Origin of the sequence: Acidovorax sp. HMWF018, from assembly GCF_003061035.1 — a bacterium.
In the GTDB taxonomy this organism is placed as follows: Bacteria; Pseudomonadota; Gammaproteobacteria; order Burkholderiales; family Burkholderiaceae_C; genus Acidovorax; species Acidovorax delafieldii.
Map to the genome: position 1 here is coordinate 1 of NZ_QAIM01000272.1, position 3,447 is coordinate 3,447.

4 protein-coding genes are annotated in these 3,447 nt (G+C 68.7%); all 4 read left to right on the plus strand.

Annotation, left to right across the window (positions count from 1 at the left end):
* On the plus strand, positions 1-1,476 hold a 1,476-nt coding region (locus DBR23_RS10235), incomplete at its 5' end, for a carboxylesterase/lipase family protein (RefSeq protein ID WP_108498173.1).
* Between the two features lie 107 nt (positions 1,477-1,583).
* Complete coding sequence (locus DBR23_RS10240; protein ID WP_056643459.1) at positions 1,584-2,156, plus strand: hypothetical protein; 573 nt, start codon at positions 1,584-1,586, stop codon at positions 2,154-2,156.
* The gene (locus tag DBR23_RS10245; RefSeq protein ID WP_108498174.1) at positions 2,128-2,592 is read left to right on the plus strand and encodes a DUF2752 domain-containing protein; all 465 of its coding nucleotides are present in this window, start codon (positions 2,128-2,130) and stop codon (positions 2,590-2,592) included. The genes DBR23_RS10240 and DBR23_RS10245 overlap by 29 nt, the downstream gene beginning before the upstream one ends.
* Positions 2,593-2,857: 265 nt before the next feature.
* Positions 2,858-3,447 (plus strand): GntR family transcriptional regulator (locus DBR23_RS10250; RefSeq protein WP_108498175.1); only part of this gene is annotated, 590 nt, incomplete at its 3' end.

Below are 3,447 nucleotides of genomic sequence, written 5' to 3' on the forward strand. Positions count from 1 at the left end.
CTGGCCCACGGTGGGCAACTGCGCGGCCTGTGGGAGGAGGGCGTGCGTGTGTTCCGTGGCATGCCGTACGCGCAAGCGCCACGCGGCGCGCTGCGGTTTGCGGCGCCGTTGTCTGTTTCGCCGTGGTCCGGCGTGCGCGATGCCACCGCGTTTGCGCCCATGGCACCGCAGCTGGCCCGCAGCGCGCGTGCCGATGCGCCCATGCTGGGGGGCGACGACTGCCTGGCGGTCAATGTGTGGGCGCCAACCGCCGAGCCAGGAGCCCACCTGCCCGTCATGGTCTGGGTGCATGGCGGAGGCTTCTTTCGCGGCGCGACCAGCGAGCCGCTGTACGACGGGGCGTCGCTGGCGCGATGGGGCGTGGTGCTGGTGTCGGTGCAGTACCGTTTGGGCATTGACGGGTTTTTGCACTTCGAAGGCGAGGAGCACGCTGCGCCCGCCAATCGCGGCCTGCTGGATCTGCTGATGGCACTGCAGTGGGTGCGCGACCATATCCACGCCTGGGGCGGAGATGCGGGGCGCACCACGGTGTTCGGCCAGTCGGCCGGTGCCGGGGCCTTGGCCTGCCTGATGGGCATGCCCGCTTCTCGGGGGTTGTTCCAGCGCGCCATTTTGCAAAGCCCCAGCGTCGCCTGCCAGACCTTGCAGGAGGCCGCTGCGGCGCGCCATGCCGTTGCCGTGCTGGCGGGTGTGGAGCCCACCCTGGCTGCACTGGGCGCGGCGCAGCAGGCTGCCGTGCTGCACGCCGTACACCGGCTGGCCTCCGAGCCTGCCCTGCGGCAACAGCACGGGTTGGGCGGACGCAACTTCTTTCCCCTGCGGCCCGTGGTCGATGGACGGGTGCTCACCGCACCGCCGTTGGAGGCGCTGGCGCAACAGTGGGCCGACCAGCCGCCGGCACTGCAGGTGCTGGTGGGCAGCAACGCGCAGGAGATGCGCCTGTACCACGTGCCCGGCGGTGCCATTGACCGGGTGACAGAGGCGAAGGTCCATGCCTTTGCGCAGGACGTGGGCTTGAATGCCTCCGCCGCACAGGCCCTGCGAAACATGCAGCCACCCGCGCAGCAAACGCCTGGGGAGTGGCTGTGCGCGCTGCAATCCGACTACTACTACCGTGTGCCCGCGCAGCGCATTGCCGCGCTGGCCCACCGCTGGGCCCGCAGCGCCCATGGTTATGAGTTCACCTGGCCCTCGCCGCAGTGGCGTGGGCGCTTGGGCGCAGCGCATGGGGTGGAGCTGCCGTTTGTGTTCGGCAATCTCCACACGCCCACAGGGCAGGAACTCACGGGGCCGACGCCGCCCGCTGCGCTGGCCGAGGCACTTCAGCAGCGCTGGGTGGCGTTTGCGCGGGATGGCAACCCTGGATGGGCGCCGTATGCCGGTGCACAGCCACCGGTCCAGCATGTGGGCGAAACGCTGTTTTGTGCGCCCCTCACGCAGCCGGAGCGGTTTGCGCTGTGGGAGGGAGTTCTGTAGCGACCCTCTCTCAGGGCTCACCGTCAGGGGTACCACAGCGGCCGCTGGCTCGCTACACTGAGCCAGCGCTTGCGCGCGACTGACCAACTACAGAGAGAGGGATTGCCATGGCTTCAGCCAGTGTGGGAGATTGCCTGTCGGGTGCCTGGGGCACCTTCAAGAAAAACGTCCTCACCCATGTGGTGTGCACCTTGCTGGTGATGGTGGTCGCCGGCATCAGCGCGGGCCTGCTGGCCGGACCCATGATGGTGGGCTACATGCGCATGATCGAGCGCGAGACGCGCGGCGAAGCGGTGCAGATCGGCGACGTCTTTCGGGGCTTTGACGACTTTGTGCCCGCCTTTGTGGCGGGGCTCATCAGTTCGCTGGTGGTGTCGCTGGGCTTCATGCTGTGTTTCATCCCCGGCTTGCTGGTCATGGCGCTGCCCCCGGTGGCACTGTTCCTCGTAGCGCGCGGCGAGCGCGATGGCGTCGCGGCATTCAGCCAGGCCTGGACCATCGTGACCAAGAACCTGGGCTCGGCGTTCTTCTGCTCGCTGGTGCTGGGCATCGTGGGCTCGCTGGGTTTCCTGCTGTGCTGGGTGGGTGCGCTGCTGACGCTGCCGCTGTCCACCATCGGTTCCTACTACATGGCACGCCAGCTGGTGGGCGATGAGCCGGTGGCCCTTCCTCCCCTCTGACCCCGGCCCCGCAGTGGTGCCGGTGGGCAGCCCACCCGCCTGGCAGCCGCTGGGCGGGAGCGATCGGCGGCAGCGGCTGGCGTTGGGCCTGGGCTGGCCACTGGCCATGGCGGCCACGCCCTGGTGGCTGGGTCAGGGCGGGCCGGGTCAGGGTTGCGGGTTTCTTGCGCTGACGGGCATACCCTGCCCGCTGTGCGGCGGCACGCACGCGTGTGCGGCCCTGGTCCAGGGCGATTGGGCGGCCGCCTGGGCGGCCAACCCGGGTGCGATGGTGTTGCTGCTGTGGCTGTCGCTGCTGGCGGGCCAGGCGGTGGTCGAAGGCGCTCAGGGCCGCCGCCGCGTGGCGCGCTGGCCCTGGTGGCACCCGGCAGTGTTTGCCGTGCTGGGCAGCGGGTTGGTGCTGTCCTGGCTCTCGCGCCTGGCCGGGCTGGTGTAGCCGCTCGTTGGGTCCTTGGGTCCTGGTACTTACCTCTTCGTGAGGTGACCGCCTTCTATGGCCGTCTGAGTGCCCTGCGCAGCCGGTGGCCCGCCAACGCCAGCGCCTGCACCACATCCATGCACCAGCATCCCCTTGGGTCAAATTAGCGCAGCCCCGCGCATCGTTGCGGGGCAGATTGCCCCATGGTGCACAGCCTCCGTGCGCCAGGCTGGTGCATTCAGCTTGTATACCAGTTGGCACGGAACCTGCGATACCGCAGGCAATGACCACCGCCACCGAGATCAGCAACCGCATCATCGAAGCCGTAATGGCCCAAAAGCTCGCGCCCGGCTCCCGCCTGGGCGAGCAGCAGCTGGCCATGCTGTTCGACTGCAGCCGCACCATCGTGCGCGAGGCGCTCACGCGGCTGGCCACACGGGGCATCGTCACCGTCAGTGCCCGGCGCGGCTGGTATGTGATCGAGCCGTCTCAGGACGAAGCGCGCGAGGCCTTTGAGGCGCGCCGCGTGATTGAGCTGGGCCTGCTGCACCAGCTCAAGGTGGTGGACAAGACGGCACTGCGCCAGCTCAAGAGCCATCTGCAACGCGAAAAAGCCGCGCTGGCGGGCACCGATGTGGGCATGCGCAGCTTCTTGCTGGGGGACTTCCATGTGTGCCTGGCTGAATGCCTGGGCAACAGCCTGCTGGCCGACACGCTGCGCGACTTCACGGCGCGCACCACGCTCATCGCCATGCTCTACCAGTCATCGCACGATGCGGCTCAGAGCTGTGCCGACCATGTGCGCATCGTCGAGGCGTTGGAAGCGGGAGACATTGCCGGCGCCGAGGCACTCATGTCCGAGCACATCGGCAC